This is a genomic window from Enterobacter sp. EGD-HP1 (assembly GCF_000733275.2).
Taxonomy (GTDB): Bacteria; Pseudomonadota; Gammaproteobacteria; order Enterobacterales; family Enterobacteriaceae; genus Enterobacter.
The window spans coordinates 516,904-533,823 of sequence record NZ_AVOP01000001.1 but is presented as its reverse complement, the minus strand read 5'-3'; the positions used below and the strand labels follow the sequence as shown (position 1 = coordinate 533,823).

At 61.2% G+C, this 16,920-nt stretch carries 17 protein-coding genes and 1 pseudogene; 9 read left to right on the top strand and 9 right to left on the bottom strand.

The genetic code is table 11. From position 1 onward, the window contains the following. The first annotated feature begins 8 nt into the window (after positions 1-8). Complete coding sequence (locus tag N037_RS02680) at positions 9-1,199, top strand: glycoside hydrolase family 88 protein (RefSeq protein ID WP_032638772.1); 1,191 nt, start codon at positions 9-11, stop codon at positions 1,197-1,199. A 23-nt stretch (positions 1,200-1,222) separates the two neighbouring features. Further along, positions 1,223-1,804: a DJ-1/PfpI family protein gene (locus N037_RS02675; protein WP_032638770.1), complete on the top strand. Its 582-nt coding sequence runs from the start codon at positions 1,223-1,225 to the stop codon at positions 1,802-1,804. Between the two features lie 123 nt (positions 1,805-1,927). Here the strand turns inward: N037_RS02675 and N037_RS02670 are convergent, their stop codons facing one another. The 3 genes from N037_RS02670 to hpxO are packed head-to-tail and all read right to left on the bottom strand — an operon-like array spanning position 1,928 to position 5,081. After that, on the bottom strand, positions 1,928-2,863 hold the full coding sequence (locus tag N037_RS02670) for a PDR/VanB family oxidoreductase (protein ID WP_032638768.1): 936 nt from the start codon (positions 2,861-2,863) through the stop codon (positions 1,928-1,930). 11 nt (positions 2,864-2,874) lie between these two features. Then, positions 2,875-3,909, bottom strand: a complete 1,035-nt coding sequence (gene hpxD, locus N037_RS02665; protein ID WP_032638766.1) for a molybdenum cofactor-independent xanthine hydroxylase subunit HpxD — start codon at positions 3,907-3,909, stop codon at positions 2,875-2,877. A 17-nt stretch (positions 3,910-3,926) separates the two neighbouring features. Further along, entirely contained in the window at positions 3,927-5,081 is a 1,155-nt protein-coding gene (gene hpxO, locus N037_RS02660) for an FAD-dependent urate hydroxylase HpxO (protein WP_032638763.1), read from the bottom strand. 239 nt (positions 5,082-5,320) lie between these two features. Here hpxO and uraD point away from each other — a divergent pair, with 239 nt between their 5' ends. Together uraD and uraH are read left to right on the top strand one after the other, a co-directional pair. Further along, on the top strand, positions 5,321-5,821 hold the full coding sequence (gene uraD / locus N037_RS02655; protein WP_023335184.1) for a 2-oxo-4-hydroxy-4-carboxy-5-ureidoimidazoline decarboxylase: 501 nt from the start codon (positions 5,321-5,323) through the stop codon (positions 5,819-5,821). After that, a complete protein-coding gene (uraH, locus tag N037_RS02650; RefSeq protein ID WP_032638761.1) occupies positions 5,818-6,141 on the top strand; it encodes a hydroxyisourate hydrolase in 324 nt (107 codons plus the stop codon). Before uraD ends, uraH begins: the two co-directional genes overlap by 4 nt. Here the strand turns inward: uraH and guaD are convergent. Next, the gene (gene guaD, locus N037_RS02645) at positions 6,121-7,437 is read right to left on the bottom strand and encodes a guanine deaminase (RefSeq protein WP_032638759.1); all 1,317 of its coding nucleotides are present in this window, start codon (positions 7,435-7,437) and stop codon (positions 6,121-6,123) included. The genes uraH and guaD overlap by 21 nt on opposite strands. 104 nt (positions 7,438-7,541) lie before the next feature. Beyond that, complete coding sequence (locus N037_RS02640; protein WP_032638757.1) at positions 7,542-9,038, bottom strand: NCS1 family nucleobase:cation symporter-1; 1,497 nt, start codon at positions 9,036-9,038, stop codon at positions 7,542-7,544. A 144-nt stretch (positions 9,039-9,182) separates the two neighbouring features. On the opposite strand from N037_RS02640, the gene N037_RS02635 reads away from it, so the two are divergent. From N037_RS02635 to N037_RS02615, 5 genes and pseudogenes are all read left to right on the top strand, one after another. Then, entirely contained in the window at positions 9,183-9,899 is a 717-nt protein-coding gene (locus N037_RS02635) for a GntR family transcriptional regulator (protein WP_032638755.1), read from the top strand. Continuing rightward, a pseudogene (hpxA, locus tag N037_RS02630) lies at positions 9,899-10,773 on the top strand (allantoin racemase). Before N037_RS02635 ends, hpxA begins: the two are co-directional and overlap by 1 nt. Next, complete coding sequence (gene puuE / locus N037_RS02625; protein ID WP_231686666.1) at positions 10,691-11,590, top strand: allantoinase PuuE; 900 nt, start codon at positions 10,691-10,693, stop codon at positions 11,588-11,590. Before hpxA ends, puuE begins: the two are co-directional and overlap by 83 nt. Positions 11,591-11,780: 190 nt before the next feature. Next, complete coding sequence (locus N037_RS02620; RefSeq protein WP_032638748.1) at positions 11,781-12,932, top strand: hypothetical protein; 1,152 nt, start codon at positions 11,781-11,783, stop codon at positions 12,930-12,932. Next, positions 12,929-13,219: a DUF6966 domain-containing protein gene (locus N037_RS02615; RefSeq protein ID WP_023335192.1), complete on the top strand. Its 291-nt coding sequence runs from the start codon at positions 12,929-12,931 to the stop codon at positions 13,217-13,219. Before N037_RS02620 ends, N037_RS02615 begins: the two co-directional genes overlap by 4 nt. A gap of 73 nt (positions 13,220-13,292) precedes the next feature. Here N037_RS02615 and hpxZ read toward each other — a convergent pair whose 3' ends face one another. From hpxZ to hpxW, 4 genes are read right to left on the bottom strand one after another with little or no spacing between them, the layout of a single operon-like run. Next, positions 13,293-13,679 carry an oxalurate catabolism protein HpxZ gene (gene hpxZ / locus N037_RS02610; RefSeq protein WP_032638746.1) on the bottom strand — a complete coding sequence of 129 codons (387 nt, stop codon included), beginning with the start codon at positions 13,677-13,679 and terminating at the stop codon, positions 13,293-13,295. Then, positions 13,676-15,073 carry an AtzE family amidohydrolase gene (locus tag N037_RS02605; RefSeq protein ID WP_032638744.1) on the bottom strand — a complete coding sequence of 466 codons (1,398 nt, stop codon included), beginning with the start codon at positions 15,071-15,073 and terminating at the stop codon, positions 13,676-13,678. Before N037_RS02605 ends, hpxZ begins: the two co-directional genes overlap by 4 nt. Next, positions 15,070-15,258, bottom strand: coding sequence for an oxalurate catabolism protein HpxX (gene hpxX, locus N037_RS02600; protein ID WP_032638742.1), 189 nt, complete (start codon positions 15,256-15,258; stop codon positions 15,070-15,072). The genes N037_RS02605 and hpxX overlap by 4 nt, the downstream gene beginning before the upstream one ends. A 10-nt stretch (positions 15,259-15,268) precedes the next feature. Then, a complete protein-coding gene (hpxW, locus tag N037_RS02595) occupies positions 15,269-16,852 on the bottom strand; it encodes an oxamate amidohydrolase (RefSeq protein WP_032638739.1) in 1,584 nt (527 codons plus the stop codon). Between the last annotated feature and the right edge of the window lie 68 nt (positions 16,853-16,920).

Sequence of the window (16,920 nt, the reverse complement as noted above, 5' to 3'; positions counted from 1 at the left end):
GAGTTGTTATGACCAAATCTGTTATCACCGAAGCGCTGCGGCCGATCGAACTGCATCAGGTCGATCGCCTGGCGCTGAGCCAGAAGCTGGAAGCGGCCTTAACCCGCGTAACGCGCAAGCTTGACAAAAATATTGTCGCCTTCGGCGATAAATTCCCCGGTGAAGCCTGTGAGAAGGGGGTCTGGCCGCGCACCGATAACGTGGAATGGACCACCAGCTTTTGGCCAGGCCAGCTGTGGCTGGCGTGGGAGATGACCGGCAAAGCGCATTATCGCGAAGCCGCCGAGCGCTATTTACCGTCGTTCGCCCGGCGTATTGAGCAGCGCATCGACACCGCAACGCACGATCTCGGGTTCCTCTATTCGCTCTCCTGCGTCAGCGCCTGGCGCCTCACCGGCAACGAAGCCGCTCGCCAGTCGGCGCTGCTGGCAGCCGAGCGCCTGATGGAGCGTTTTAACCCGACGGCCAACATTATTCAGGCGTGGGGTGATTTAAACGACCCGGAGCAGCAGGGGAGAATGATCATCGACTGCAATATGAACCTGCCGCTGCTGTACTGGGCCAGCGAACAGACCGGGGATCCGCGCTATGCGCAGGCGGCGACGGCTCATGCAGGACAGGCCGCGAACTATATCGTGCGTGAAGATGCCTCGACGTATCACACTTACTATATGGACGTGCAGACGGGCGAGCCGCGCTTTGGCAATACCCATCAGGGCTATAGCGATACCTCGTGCTGGTCGCGCGGCCAGGCGTGGGGCATTTACGGCTTTCTGCTCAGCTATCAGCACACCGGCGATAAGCAGATGGTGGAGCTGTCGCGCAGCCTGGCGCATTACTTCCTCAACCGTCTGCCGGAGGATGATGTTTGCCACTGGGATCTGGCGCTGCTCGGTACCGACGCCGTGCGCGACAGTTCAGCGGCGGCGATTGCCGCCTGTGGCCTGCTGGATCTGGTCAAGGCATTGCCGACGCTCGACGCAAACCGTGCGTACTATGAAGAGATGGCGCTGCGTATTGCGCAGTCGCTGACCGATAACTACCTTGCTCATGACGACGATCCGACCGAAGGGCTGCTGCAGCACTCGGTTTATCATATGGGCAGCGGTAAGGGCGTCGATCAGTGCTGTAGCTGGGGTGACTATTTCTATCTTGAGCTGCTGGTGCGGCTGCGGCAGGTTTGGCATCCGTACTGGTAACCCCTGAAGCAATGGAGAGCAAGATGAAAAGCGTAGCCGTGCTATTAGCCCCCGGTTTTGAAGAGGGGGAAGCGATTGTCACTATCGATATCCTGCGCCGCCTGAATATGACGGTGCAGACGATTGCCTGCGGCGAGCGTCGAGAAGTGGTGAGCTATCACGCCATCCCAATGGTGGCGGATAGTACCCTGAAGGCCAGCCTCGATCGGACCTTTGACGCCGTGGTGCTGCCGGGCGGCCCGGAAGGCAGCGTCAACCTGGCGAAAAGCGCGGAGGTGATTGCCTTCGTTCGCCGCCATGATGAAGCGGGCAAATATATCTGCCCGATCTGCTCCGCCGCCGCCCGCGTGCTGGGCGGCAATGGACTGCTGAAGGGGCGCCGCTATGTCTGTTCCGGCGAGTTGTGGAAAACGGTCAGCGATGGCATTTACGTCAATGCCGACGTGGTGGAGGACGGCAATCTGCTAAGCGGCCGCGGGCTGGGCAACGTGTTTGATTTCGCCTTTACCCTGGCGGCGCGATTACAGGGCGATGGGGCACTGGCGCGCGATCAGGCCAGTCATATTGAGTACGCGTGGCAGGATAGCGATCCCTGCGATTTGTGAGTTTCGCCCGGCGGCGCTACGCTTGCACGGGCCTACAATAAAACGTGCAACCAATTGAAAAGTCTGCGCAATGTAGGCCGGGTAAGCGCAGCGCCACCCGGCAAGAAAGACTGTGCAGGTGGTTTACAGCCCGATCACCAGCTCCCCCGAATGGCTCCGCGAGCAGCACAGCGCCACCTGCTGGTTGGTTGAGCTTTTTTCCGCCTCCGACTGCACGCTGTCCCGGTGATCCACCACGCCGTCAATCACCGGCGTCAGGCAGGCGCCGCAGATCCCCATCTCGCAGGACAGCGGCACGTCCACGCCGTTTGCCTGCAGCACCTGGGCGATGGTCTTGTCCGCAGGCACCGGCCAGCGCTCCCCGGTGGAGGCCAGTTTGACCGTGAAGATCTCGCCGGTTTCACCGCCTGCTGCAGGAGCAGCGGGCTGAAACGCCTCGCTGTGAAGGTGGTCGTCCTCCCACCCTTTCGCCGTGGCGACCTCACGCACTTTTTCCATAAACCCTGCGGGCCCGCAGATCCAGGCGTGAAGCCCCGACTCCGCCGCCGGGAGATGCTCTGCCAGCGCTGTGCGCGGGCTTATTGTATGAATGATGCACTCACCGCACTGCGAGAGTTCACGCGCAAACGCCGCGCTTTCGCGTTTTTTGACGTAATAATGCAGCGTAAACGGCGTTCCGGTCGCCTTCAGCTGCAGGGCCATTGCATACAGCGGCGTAATGCCAATGCCCGCTGCCAGCAGCAAAACCCGCTTTGCCTGACCAAGCGGAAACAGGTTACGCGGGGTCGAGATCGTTAGCGTCTGCCCGGGACGCAGCGTCTCGTGAACGTAGCGCGACCCGCCGCGCGAGGCGGTTTCCCGTCCCACGCAGATAAGATAGCTCTCGTTCCCGGATGCCCCGGTCAGGGAATACTGGCGGACCACGCCGCAGGGCAGATGCACATCAATGTGCGCGCCGGGCTGCCACGACGGCAGCGCTTCGCCGTCTTCAGCCACCAGCCTGACGGCGAGGCTTTTGTCGCCCTCGCGCCACAGCCCGTCAACAATTACGCTCAGCATATCGGCCTCCGTCATACGAGGAAAAATTCGCCAAAGCCCATCTTTTTCAGCCCCCGACGGTAGGCAATTGAGCTTTTATCGGCGGGAATATGGGCTTCCAGCGTCAGGTCCAGCGGCAGGCTTTCCGGACGCTGGGTTTCCACCATCAGGCGGTCTTCTTCGAAGATGCGCAGGTTAAAGGCATGAACATCCTCCACCGGAATATGCAGGTCAAAATTGCGGGCGATAGGGGCGAACATGCGGGTGACGCGCGATGACACGGGCGACGCGGCGTTCATGATGACCAGTCTTGACTCTCCCGGAAAATGAATCGTCAGGGTGGCGGTAAACGGCAGATGCATTTCAAAATGGCGCAACCACTGAAACCCTTCTGGCGCCTGCACGTCCGAACTGGCGGGATAGTTGCTCACGGAACTCCAGTAATCCGCCACGAAGCCGAACGGCGTCTCCTGCGGCTGATAGGCGGGCACAAGCTGATTATTGGGATCGGCAAAGGTATCGGTATGGATCCACGCAAAGTGCGCCACGTCCAGAAACCCCTCCACCTGACGCCCGGCAAAGCCGTTCACCTCGAACGCCGGGCAGTTGATCTGCTGAAATCCGTCGTCATCCCAGTGCGGCATGGCGGGCAGCGGCGCAGGATTGTCCGGGTCAAACGCCAGGCAGGTCCAGATCAGACCGAAGCGCTCCTCCACGGCGTAGTTAATCAGGTTCAGCTTCGCCGGAACGGGCTGGTCGGGGCTGGACGGAATACGGTTGCAGCGCCCGTCCTCCCCAAAGCGGAGGCCGTGATAGGGGCAGATAATCCCGTGCTCGTCGTGAAAGCCCAGCGTCAGCGGCACGCCGCGGTGCGGGCAGACGTCACGGGCGACCACGACCTGGTCGTTAATCCGGTAAATCACCAGCTGTTCATCCAGCAGGGTCGCTTTGACCGGCGCCGGGCCGACGTCGCAGGCGCGCGCGACCGGATGCCAGCATTTCGCCAGGCGCAGCCAGTCCTCTGGTTCGAATGTGCAGTGGGCGGGTGGAGTCGGTTCTCTTTTCATCGTTGTCCCTCTTGCGTTCAGCCTAACGGGCCGCCCTGAATGGTCTCGCACAGACCGTTGATGATGCGCTCGCCGGTCTCCTCTTGGAGCTCCTGATACCAGGCCTGCGTCAACGCCATGTCTTTCCCGTGGGTGACGTCGCAGCGTTTACGCGCCTTCAGCACCAGGTCGCGCACCCGGTCGCAGCGCAGCGCTTCGTACTGCCGCAGCGCCAGCGTAATGCTGTGGTTTTCACGCAGGCATTCACCCAGCACCACGGCATCTTCCATCGCCGCGCAGCCGCCCTGGCCGATGTCCGGCGTGGTGCTGTGCGCGGCATCGCCGAGCAGCGCGACGTTGCCGCGCACCAGGCTGTCGAAGGGCTCGATGTCGTGGATCTCAATGCGGTTGGTGGTCTCGGGATCCAGCGCCGCGATAAGCGTCTGCACCGGCGGCGCCCAGCCGCGGAAGTAGCCCGTGAGATCGGCGCGCAGGGTGGTGCGATCCTCCGCCAGCCCCGCGGGCAGCGGCACGTCAAAAAAGAAGTAGAAGCGTCCGCCGGAGACGGGCATCAGCGATACGCGTTTGCCTTCGCCAACGAAGGTGGTCCACTGGTGCGCCGGGGCGATCTCTTCGTCAATCTTCACCAGCCCGTTCCAGTTCACGTACCCGGCGTAGCGGCGCTCCGGGGTGTAGCCCAGCACGTAAGGACGAACCGCCGAGTGGCTGCCGTCGGCGGCAATCAGAAAATCGCCGGATGCCGTGGTGCCGTCGGTGAAGGTCACGCTCACGCCCGCGTCGTCTTCATGAACGTGTTCCACGCGCTTGCCGAACTGCACCCTGTCGCGGCCCCAGAAGTCCAGCATTTCGCGCTGGAGTTCAGCGCGCGAGACGGGGCAGGGACGCCCGCCGGTACGCTCAACCAGCGGGGCAAGGCTAAAGCGGGTCAGGGTCTCGCCGCGCCGGTAATCCTTGTAGGCCATAAAGCGCATCGGCCCGCCGTACGTCTCGATGATGTCGCCCATGCCGAGGTGCTGCATGCATTTCACGCCGTTAGGCCAGATGGAGATGGCCGCCCCGACGGGCCTGATCTCTTTTACGGCTTCAAACACGGTACAGTCGATGCCCGCTTTCTTCAGCGCGACGGCAGCGCTCAGGCCGCCAATACCCGCACCAATGACGATTGCTCTCATGCTTCTCTCCTTTTGCAGGGTGTAAAGACGTTCAGCAATTTGCGTACCAGGCTGCAGAGTGGCGAAAACGGCGTTGTGAGAGGTGAGTTTGCACTGCTAAGGTGCGCAAACGCGGTGAGCGTGCCTTTTTTTGAATCAAAAATTTCCGGTTGAGCGATGCGGAATCGACTGTTTCACGCCTGCGCTCAGAGTGGCGTGGTTTGTGCAATAACCTGGAGGAAGACCATAAAGGAGACACTATGATCGCACTGCACGAGTTCAACTCTCTTTCCCACGAAAAGGCGTTAGCGCTAATTCACCCCTGCGTTGCGCTCCCCGACTGGGCCGACGCGCTGGCTCTGGGGCGGCCCTACGCCAGCCGGGATGAATTGTTCACTACGGCAAACGCGCTGGCGCAAGCCTGGGACGAAGCGGCATTGACGCAAGCATTGAGCGCCCATCCGCGCATCGGGGAAAAGCCCGCGGGCTCACAGGCGGAGGCGGCGCTGTCGCGCCAGGAGCAGGGCGCGGTGAATGACCGTGATGCCGCCCTTGCGCAGGCGCTGCGCGAGGGGAATGCCCGCTACGAGGCCCGCTTCGGACGGGTCTTTCTGATCCGTGCGAAGGGCCGCAGCGGCGAGGAGATTTTACAGGCGCTGCACGCGCGGCTGGAGAACAGCGACGCGCAGGAAGTACTGGCCGCGCTGGAACAGCTGCGGGAAATTACGCTGCTACGGCTGGAAGGAGCTATTGGCGAATGAGCACACTTAGCACCCATATTCTCGATATCTCGACGGGCAAACCCGCAGCGGGCGTGACGGTTCATCTTGAACGGGAGGGCGAAATCATGGCGACGGGCGTGACCAACGTAAAGGGTCGCATCACCGAATTTGTCCCTTTCCTGCCAAAAGGCCGCTATCGGCTGGTGGCGGAGATCGGCGCGTGGTTTAGCGCAACGGGTCGCGACACGCTCTATCCCTGCGCGCAGATTGATTTTGTGACGGGAGAAGCGGCAGACGAGCATTTCCACCTGCCGTTTGTGATTGCGCCCGGCGGGTGGTCAACCTACCGGGGCAGTTGACCATACCCGCTCGCCGTTGACCCAGGTCTCGCTGATGTTGCGCTCGTCGCCGAGGGTCATCAGCACGAAAAGCTGCTCGTAGATATCCTGACAGCGGCGATTGCGCAGACGCTGCAGCGGCGTTACGTCAGGGTCGATCACCACGAAATCCGCCTCTTTGCCGGGCGCGAAGTTGCCAATCTTATCGTCCAGGCGGAGGGCGTGCGCGCCGCCCAGCGTGGCGTGGTAAAAGGCCTCGCTGGCGCGCAGGCGGTAGCTCTGAAGCTGGCCGACCTTGTAGGCTTCCCCCAGGGTGCGCAGCATGCTGAAGGTGGTACCCGCGCCGACGTCGGTGCCGATGCCCATCCGCACCCTGTACTGCCAGCAGGCGGGCAGGCGAAACAGCCCGCTGCCGAGAAACAGGTTCGAGGTGGGGCAAAACGCCACCGCCGAACCGGTGTCATGCAGGCACTGCCACTCGCTGTGGTGAAGGTGAATCGCATGGGCAAACACGCTGCGTTCGCCGGTCAGACCGTAGTGGTGATACACGTCCAGATAGCGCTCGTGCTCCGGCCAGAGGTCGCTTACCCAGGCCACTTCGTTGGGGTTTTCGCTCAGGTGGGTCTGCATCCAGGTATCCGGGAACTCCTCTCTGAGCAGGCTGACCGCGGCGAGCAGCTCGGGGGATGATGTCGGGGCAAAGCGCGGGGTAATGGCGTAGCCCAGGCGTCCACGGTGATGCCAGCGCTGGATCAGCGCCCGCGTCTGCCGGTAGCTCTGCTTCGCGTCTTCGCTCAGGTAGTCCGGCGCGTGTCTGTCCATCATCACCTTGCCGGCTATAAGGCGCATGTTGAGGCGCAGGGCTTCGGTAAACAGTGCCTCGACCGATTCCGGATGCAGCGTGCAAAACACCAGCGCGGTGGTGGTGCCGTTGCTCACCAGCTGGTTAATAAAGAATTCGGCGATCTCTTTCGCGTAGGCTTCATCGGAAAACTGGCTCTCCACCGGGAAGGTGTAGGTGGTCAGCCACTCCAGCAGCTGTTCGCCAAAGGCGCCGATCATCTCCGTTTGCGGGTAATGGACGTGGGTGTCGACAAAACCGGGCAGCAGCAGCCTGCCGCGCAGGTCGGTGTAGCCCTTGTGGGGGGCAAGATACTGCTCGCCCTCCTGCCACGGCATCTGCGCCAGAATTTTTCCGTTCTCTATAAACAGCACCCCGTCCTCAAGGTAGCGCGCGTGCCGGGCAATCGCGTCTGCGCTGTCGCAGACCTGGGCAATATCAAAAAATGCGCCGCGGATCGCTGTCTGGTAATCCATCATGGTTCCTGCCTTAGTGTTTGCGTAGCGGGGTGAAAAGGCGCAGCAAGAACGGTGCCAAAAAATGGACGGGCCGCAGATACCCTGCGGCCGGAAGGAGGGGATTACTCTTTTTGCGTTGCCACGCGGGAGCCGAACGACGTTACGCCCGCCGTCTCGCGATCTTCCCGCGCCAGCCAGCGGTAGGTCACGCCGCCGAGGAAGACGCCGATGAACCAGCTGAAGTTCGCCACCTCATGCAGAGCCGGGATGAAGCTAATCACCAGGCCCACGGCAACGGACGGGATCAGCGCGCCAATGGCTTTCGGGTTAAAGCCGTTGCGGTACCAGTATTTGCCCTTTGGCGTGTCGTCGAACAGATCGTCGACCGACACCTTGCCGCGCTTAATCAGGTAGAAGTCGGCAATCAGAATGCCGAACAGCGGGCCGATGAACGCCCCGAGCACGTCCAGGGTGTAGTGGATAAGCTCCGGCGAGTTGAACAGGTTCCACGGGGTGAGCAGGATCGAGCCGACGGCGGCAATCATCCCCCCGGTGCGGAAGCTGATTTTCTGCGGCGAGCAGTTAGAGAAATCAAACGCCGGGGAGACGAAGTTCGCGACGATGTTGATCCCGATGGTGGCGGTGATCATCGTCAGCAGGCCAATCGCCACGGCCAGATCGTTGCCCACGCGGCTGACGGTTTCAATCGGGTCGGTGATCATGCGGCCAAACAGCGACTGGGTGCCGGAGACAATGACCACGGTAACAATCGAGAACAGCAGGAAGTTAAACGGCAGACCCCAGCGGTTACCGCGGCGGATCTCGCCCATGCTTTTGCCGTAGCGGGAGAAGTCGCCAAAGTTCAGCAGCGGGCCGGAGAAGTAAGACACCACCAGCGCGGTCGCGGTGATCATCTGCCAGGTCTGCTCGCCCGCGCTCAGGGATTTGCTGGCGAGGGTGAAGGAAATGCCGTCAAAACCGGTCTTGTATACAATCCAGCCTGCAAGGGCCAGCATCACCACGTAGACCGCCGGACCGGCGATATCAATAAAGCGCTTGATGGCGCTCATGCCGTGCCAGAAGACCATCGCCTGCAGGATCCACATGATGGCAAAGCAGATCCAGCCCAGATGCGATAGCCCCAGGAACGCGCCGGTAGTGAGCGAAGAGAGCGACGGCCAGAACTTCAGCGCCACCAGCATCAGGGCGTTGGCGGCCAGATAGGTCTGAATGCCGTACCACGCAAAGGCAATCAGCCCGCGGATCACCGCCGGAATATTGGCCCCGAAGACGCCAAACGCCTGACGGCTGATCACCGCGTAGGGCACGCCCGCCATCTGGCTCGGTTTCGCCACCAGGTTAGCGCACAGCTGCACGATGCAAATCCCCACCAGCAGGCAAAGCAGCACCTGCCAGCTTGCCAGACCGAGCGTAAAGAAGCTCGCGGCGACAACATAACCCCCCATGCTGTGAACGTCCGACATCCAGAACGAAAAGATGTTGTACCAGCTCCAGTTCTGGTCACGCGTCGGTGCCAGATCCTCATTGCAAAGACGTGGGCTGTAAACCGCACCGGAATCAGCGGCCGTACCCTGCTGCGCGTTTTGACTGTTTGGCATGAAACCTGCTCCTGTGAATGAAAACCCGTTGAGTGGGAGTGCAAACGGTGTTGCAGGATTCAGGCCAAAATAATAAATCTTGTATGCAATATTTTATTTTTATGTATACGATTCGATAACGAAGAGTAAAAGACGGAGTGGTGAATGAACAACATAAACGCCCTGCAGACCGCGCCAGACCTGCATGACAAAGATGAATCCATCTTTCAGGCGCTGATGACCGCGATTGTCGAACATCAGCTGCTGCCGGGGAGCAAGCTGCCGGAAGAGGCGCTGGCCGAGGTGTTTGGCGTAAGCCGCACGGGCATCCGTAAGGTGCTGCAGCGACTCGCGGCTGTGCAAATGGTCACCTTAACGCCCAAGCGTGGTGCACACGTTGCCAGCCCAACGGTGGAAGAGGCGCAGCATATCTTCCGCACCCGCGCCCTGCTGGAGGTGGCCAACCTGCCGGACGTGCTGGCCCGCTGTCAGCCGCCGCACCTTGCCGCGCTGGAGGCCATTATTCGCCAGGAGCAGCAGGCGCACGAGGCGTACGACGGCCCGGCGGCGATCCGCCACTCTGCCAATTTCCACATTCAGCTGCAGGCCATCTCCGGCAACCAGGTGCTGACGGAGATGGTGACCAGCCTGAGCCAGCGCTCCTCGCTGGTGATTGCCACCTGGGGCGCGCCGTGGCGTCAGGGCTGCCGCTGCAACGATCACGAACAGCTGGTGGATCTGCTGCGCCAGAAGGCGCTCCAGCCCCTAAGCGATGCCTTAATGCACCATTTTGAACATATCGTCGCCAGCCTCTGCTTCGAGCGGGCGGGCGAGTGCCTGCCTGATTTTGCCCGGCTGTTTGCCGGCCACAAGGAGTCGTAATGTCCTCTGTCCGTATACAAGTGATCAACCCCAACACCAGCCTCGCGATGACGGAAACCATCGGCGCGGCGGCCCGCGCGGTGGCGGCACCGGGGACGGAGATCCTCGCGGTCTGCCCGAGCGCGGGCGTGCCGTCTATCGAGGGACACTTTGATGAAGCCATCGCCGCCGTGGGGGTTCTCGAACAGATCAAGCTCGGCAGAGAGCAGGGCGTGGACGGTCACGTCATCGCCTGCTTTGGCGATCCGGGCCTGCTGGCGGCGCGCGAGCTGGCGCAGGGGCCGGTGGTGGGTATTGCGGAAGCAGCTATGCATATGGCGACGCTGGTGGCGACGCGCTTTTCGGTGGTGACCACGCTGCCGCGCACGCTGATTATTGCCCGTCATCTGCTGCACCAGTATGGCTTTCAGGACCATTGCGCGGCGCTGCACGCTATCGATCTCCCGGTGCTGGCGCTGGAAGACGGCAGCGGTCTGGCGCAGGAGCAGGTGCGTGCGCGCTGTATACAGGCGCTGAAAGAGGATGGCTGCGGCGCCATCGTGCTCGGCTGCGGCGGCATGGCGACCCTTGCGCAGGAGCTGACCCGCGAGCTGCGCGTGCCGGTCATCGACGGCGTCAGCGCGGCGGTGAAGATGGTGGAATCGCTGGTGGCGCTGGGGCTGTCGACCAGCAAGCACGGGGATCTGGCGTTCCCCGAGAAAAAAGCGTTAAGCGGACAGTTTCAGGCACTGAATCCATTTTAATTTTTGGGGGTGGCAATGGGGCTTTTTGAACAGGATTACCCGCGGGATCTGCGCGGCTACGCGGGCAACCCGCCGCACGCGCGGTGGCCGAATCAGGCGCGCGTCGCCGTGCAGTTTGTGCTCAATTATGAGGAAGGGGCGGAAAACCACGTTCTGCACGGCGATGCCGGCTCCGAGCAGTTCCTGTCGGACATCATCGGCGCGGCCAGCTACCCGGATAAACACATGTCGATGGACTCCCTCTACGAATACGGCAGCCGCGCCGGGTTCTGGCGGATCCACGGTGAATTTCAAAAGCGCGGCCTGCTGCTGACGGTCTTTGGCGTGGCGATGGCGCTGGCGCGTCATCCTGAGATCGTCGAGGCAATCAAGGCAGCGGATTACGACGTGGTGAGCCACGGCTGGCGCTGGATCCACTATCAACACATGGATATCCAACAGGAGCGCGAACACCTGCACAAGGCGGTGCAGGTGCTGACCGACCTGTTCGGCAAGCCGCCGACGGGCTGGTACACCGGGCGCGACAGCCCCAACACCCGCCAGCTGGTGGTGGAGCACGGCGGTTTCGACTACGACAGCGACTACTACGGCGACGACTTACCGTTCTGGACAGAGGTGATGTGCGGCGACGGCACCCGCAAACCGCACCTGGTTGTGCCCTATACGCTGGATGCGAACGACATGCGCTTCGCGACCGCGCAGGGGTTTAACACCGCCGAGCAGTTTTACACCTATCTGAAGGACAGTTTTGACGTGCTGTACGAAGAGGGGGAAAGCGCGCCGAAGATGATGTCCATCGGCATGCACTGCCGCCTGCTGGGTCGGCCGGGGCGTTTTCGCGCGCTGCAGCGGTTTCTGGATTACGTGCAGCAGCACGAGCGGGTGTGGGTCTGTACCCGCCAGCAGATTGCCGACCACTGGCGGGAGGTGCATCCGTTTCAGAAGTAATTGTGCGACGTTTTGCCGGGTGGCGGCTGCGCCTTACCCGGCCTACAGGACGTCGCATGCCCGGTGACATTACGCCATCAAACTCACCTGCGCCGCCACGGGGCATTAGGCTTTCTTTATCTGAACGATTGATTTTTCGTCACTTCAGCCGGAAAATCCCTGCACTTTAAAGGGAAAAGGAAGGAACCGGATGTTCACGCTCTACATGAGATGGGAAGCCCAGCGAATACTGGCGCCGGATGATATTCAGTTCATCCTCACGCCACGTAAAACACTGGAGATGGCGAGCATATTTTACGAACTGGATTACCTGGAGTACGACTACCAGCGTAACCCCCTATGCCGTAACAGCGTCCCGAAGCGACGACAAGGCGTTCACCACCGCCACGCGACGCAGCCCTATAAACGCAAGCAGTGTTCCGAATATGACGGACTTTATGATGAAGTGAAATGGAATCTCGAGCACGGCTGGATGCTCGGCGTGAACACGGGGGAAAAGTGGGATAAGTATTGCAATCCGTTCTCCTTCGATGACGACTGTAATCTGGTTTATGACTGTTTTATGGACACCTACGGCGAGAGTTTCCCGCAGGAAGTACGCCGGATTTACGAGTACGTTCTGAACGAACAGCAAGGTAGAAAGCCCGCGCCGACCGTTAAACAACACTATTCCGACGCCCCATTACAGCACGCGCAGGCAGCGAAAACCATCGACAGCAAAGCCGCGGGAAGGCTTCTTGCTGCGGGTGGCATCTACAACGGCAACATAGAGGGATTTCATGAGACCGCACAGCAGCTAGGCGGCGATGCTCCAGCAGGTTACGATCAGGTTATGGACAACAAAGGGTTAATCATTGCTGGCGCTTCTGTTGCTGCGGGTCTTGGTCTTGGCCGATTAGGGGCTGCTAGTGGGATTAACGATCTTCACGTTCTGGGAAAAGTTGAGGGTGAATATTCGATGATAAAGCCCGGGCCATTACCTAAAGAGCTAGCAGAAACCTTTTCCAGTGGTACATACAAAGAGATCTCTCTATCAACAGATACAAGTTTTTATAGAGGTGGTGTTGAGGGGCGACCATTAGGTCAATTTTTCGGATATGAACAACCTCGAGGAGTACTTCAAACAAGGGTAGATAAGGCACTGCTACCTAAATGGCCCAATGGAAGTGAATCTCCTCTAGATAGCTATCACGAGATTCAAATACCCGCAGGAACAAAAGTATATGTTGGAAAGGTAGGTTATCAAACAGACCTTTATTCCGGTGGAACTGAGCAAGTTATAGTTCCTGCACCGTGGAAAATACCTGGCATTAAGATACTTGGATATGGTGGTTTAAAATGAAAAATGAAATAAAGAAAACGGTAATTGATATCATCACCATATTGTCCTCAAATGATGAGGACGCATGGGCTAAAACATTTGAAAAACTGTGCTTCGAACTCGATGTTGATTATGAGTCATCCATTTACTCATTGAAAAAACTCTACGGTGGAATGGGATCATTTAACGATATTGTTCTTCACAAAAATGGAATACCTCTCATTCGAGAAAATGACGAGTTAGAAGATTTGAGACACAAACTCTACAAGCAACTCGATTATGCCATCGGCTTGTTAAAAGCAGGTTAATTACCATAACAGCTTATAACGCGCATCGCTAAAAAAGCGCTCAGGGCGATTTCCCGCCCTGAGCTGCAAATCATTACACCATCAAACTCACCTGCGCTGCCACGATCCGCCAGCCGCAGGCAAACCGCACCCACGTCTGCTGCTGGCGTCCAGTGCGTTCCGTGCCCTCCCGGGTAAACTCGGTGCTGCACACCGCATAATCCTCCCCGAAGGTGGTGATCACGGTGTGGCGCAGCGTCCGCTGCAGCCCGGCGGCGGGGCGCGCCGCGCGGAAGGCGCGGATTTCATCAATCCCGTACAGGTTTTCACCCGCTCCCAGACGCACCGTGTTTTTGTCGTGCCAGAACAGCTCGTCCAGCACCGCAACGTTGTTGCTGACCAGCGCGTCTTCATAGCGGTAAAACGCGGCGGTCACCTCGGCAACCACCCACGGCAGGTTAATGTCATCGTGACTCATCATGCGGCCACCTCCGCCGGGCGGGCATCGGCGATCCCACTCTCCTCCAGCACGCGCGCGACGCGCAGGCACGCCTGCTCGTTAAACGGCGCGGCAATCAGCTGCAGGCCAATCGGCGCACCCTGGGCGGTGCGCAGCGGAACGGTGGTCACGGGCAGGCCCAAAAACGAAATCGGCTGGGTCAGCATCCCCATGCTGGCGCGAATGGGGAGCGGCTGGCCGTTAAGCTCCATGTTCTGCTCACCCGCGAGCGTCGCGCTGCGCGGCGTCGCCGGGGCGATCAGCACGTCGGCCTGCGCGAACAGGGTTTTAAACGCCTGCCGGGCGTGCGCGCGAAACCGCTGGGCCTGAATGTACCAGGCGGAGGGGATCATCGCCCCGGCCAGCAGGCGTTCGCGGGAGTGCGGTTCAAAACGCTCGGGCTCACGGCGAAGCGCGGGCAGGTACTGATTTCCCCCTTCGGAGGCGCTGATGATAAACGCCGCGGAGCGCGCCAGCTCGGCGTCCGGAAACTGCAGCTCATCCTGCACGTCGAGCGCCTTCGCCACCCGCGCCACGGCGTCTCGGGCATCCGCGTCGCACCAGGTGGTGAAGTAGCCGCCGAGCACCGCGCAGCGCAGGCCGTCAAGCCCGCGATCGAGCAGGGGACGCGTCTGCTCGCGCGAGCTCTCTGCCTGAAAACCGTCGCTGCTGTCCCGCCCCTGCAGCGCGTCGTATACGGACGCCAGGTCGCACACGCGGCGGGCAAAGGGGCCGATATGATCCAGGCTCGCGACAAACGGATGGCTGCCGGATCGCGACAGGCGGCCAAAGGTGGGCTTCAGGCCATAGATGCCGCACAGGGAGGCCGGAACGCGAATCGAGCCGTTGGTGTCGGTGCCGAGCGAAAAGTGCACCAGCCCGGCGGCCACGGCGGCGGCTGAACCGCCGGACGACCCGCCCGCAATGCGCGCCAGATCGTGCGGGTTACGCGTCGTGCCGTAATGGCTGTTTTCTGTTGTGAATCCGTAGGCGTAGGCGTCCATATTCACCATCCCGGTCAGCAGCCCGCCCGCGCTGCGCAGCTGGCGCACCGCGAAGCTGTCAGCGGCCGCGGCGGGCCGCTGACTGAACAGTTCTGCGCCGGCGAGGGTGGTGTGACCGGCCACGTCGAACAGATTTTTTACCGCGTAGGGCACGCCCGCCAGCGGCGGCAGGGGGCGCTTCTCGCGGCGCAGGGTGTCGATGCTCTCGGCCTCGGCGAGCATGCGCGCTTCCGTCACGGCGGTCCAGGCGTTAATCAGCGGGTTCACGCGCGCAATTGCCTCCAGCGTCTGGCGAGCAATCTCGCGAGCGCTCAGCTCGCCCGCGCTCAGCGCATGCTGGATCGCGCTGATACTCATCTCGTGTAGCCTCATGCTTTGTATACTCCTGCGATCTCCAGACGGTCGTCGAGCGGCAGCGCCATCAGCGGGGCGGCCATGTTTGCAATGCGGCTGAACTGCAATTGCAGCTCGGCGCGGCGGGCATCGTCCAGCGTCACGCCGAGCACGGACTCCATTTGCGCCAGATACGCCTGCCAGTCGGGTTGTGGTGTCGTCATTGTTTTCTCCTCAGAATCCGGCGGCCGCGCCGTTGCTGCGCGGGTCAAATGCCCCTTCGAACAGCCCGTTGGGGTGGCGAACAATCGCGCCCGCGTGGCCCATCGCTTCGCTGAAGTCAGGGAACATTTCCACCTCGTGTCCGAGCGCCTGAAGCCGTGCGACCGTTTCAGCGCTAAAGCGTCCTTCCAGCTTTAAGGTGTCTGAGGTTTGTCCCCAGGTGCGCCCCAGCAGCCAGCGCGGGCGGGAAATGCTCTCCTGTAAAGGCACGCCCTGAATCGCGTAGCGGGTAAAGAGCGCGGCCTGAGTTTGCGGCTGGCCGTCACCGCCCATCGATCCGTAGACCATCACGCGCCCGTCCTTAAGACGCGCCGCCGCCGGGTTCAGGGTATGGAAAGGCTGCTTGCCCGGCGCGAGGGCCAGAAGACTATCGGGATCGAGGCTGAACGATGCGCCCCGGTTCTGCCAGACGATGCCGGTATCGGGCAGCACCACGCCGCTGCCGAACTCGTGATAAATGCTCTGGATAAACGACACGGCAAGGCCGCTGTTATCCATCACGCCCATCCACACCGTGTCGCCGGGGCCTTTTCCGGTGCCCCACGGCGCGGCGCGGCCGTCGTCAACCCTGTCGGCAAGCGCCTGAAGGGATGCGGGATCCAGCAGGCTCTGAATATCGGTTTTCAACTCGCGCGGGTCGGTGATGTGGGCATCGCGCAGGCCAAAGGCCAGCTTGGTGGCTTCCACGATGCGGTGAAGGGTTTCGGCGTCGTCGGCATCCGCCATGTTCAGGCGGTCAGTGATGCCGAGTATCGCCAGCGAAACCAGGCCCTGCGTCGGCGGGGCGTGGTTAAAGATCTCCCCCTGCTGATGCTGCAGCTTCAGCGGCGCGGTGCGTCGGGCGGCGTGCGCGCGTAAATCGGCCAGCGTCACGGGCAGGCCCAGCGTCTCCATGCCGTGCGCCAGCACGTCCGCCAGCGGGCCGCGATAGAAGCTGTCCAGACCGTCTTCCACAAGGCGCGTAAGGGTGGACGCCATGGCCGGTTGATAAAAGCGGCTCCCGACATCTGGCGGCTTACCGTCCACCAGCCAGGTTTCCGCGAAGCCGGGGATATCCTTTAGCTCGTCGAATTTGCTGGCCGTGGCGTGGGCCTGAGAGGCCGTGACCGGCGTGCCGTTCTGTGCGTAATCAATGGCGTCGGCCAGCAGGCGAGCCAGCGGCAACGCCTTGCCGGTTATCTCGCGCGAGACCTTCAGCGCCTCGTCCCAGCCGCTCACCGTGCCGGCGACGGTGAGCGCCGCGCGTGGGCCGCGATGGGGAATATGCGCCAGCCCGTCGTAGGCGGCGAGCGTTGCGCGAGAACCCGCCGCGCCGCTGGCATCAATGGCAACAGGTTCGCCTTCCGGCGGCACGATAAGCCAGAAGCCGTCGCCGCCCAGCCCGTTCATGTGCGGATAAACCACGGCAACGGTGGCCGCCGCCGCGACCATCGCCTCTATGGCGCTGCCGCCTTCGCGCAGCACCGCCAGCGCGCTCTGGCTGGCAAGATGGTGGGGCGCAACGGCCATGCCGTGCGTGGAGACATTACTTTGCATGAAAAGTCCTCGTAACCCTGAAAGTCACAAGGTGCTGCAAAAGCTGTTCCAGTTCTGAAAGAAAAGTT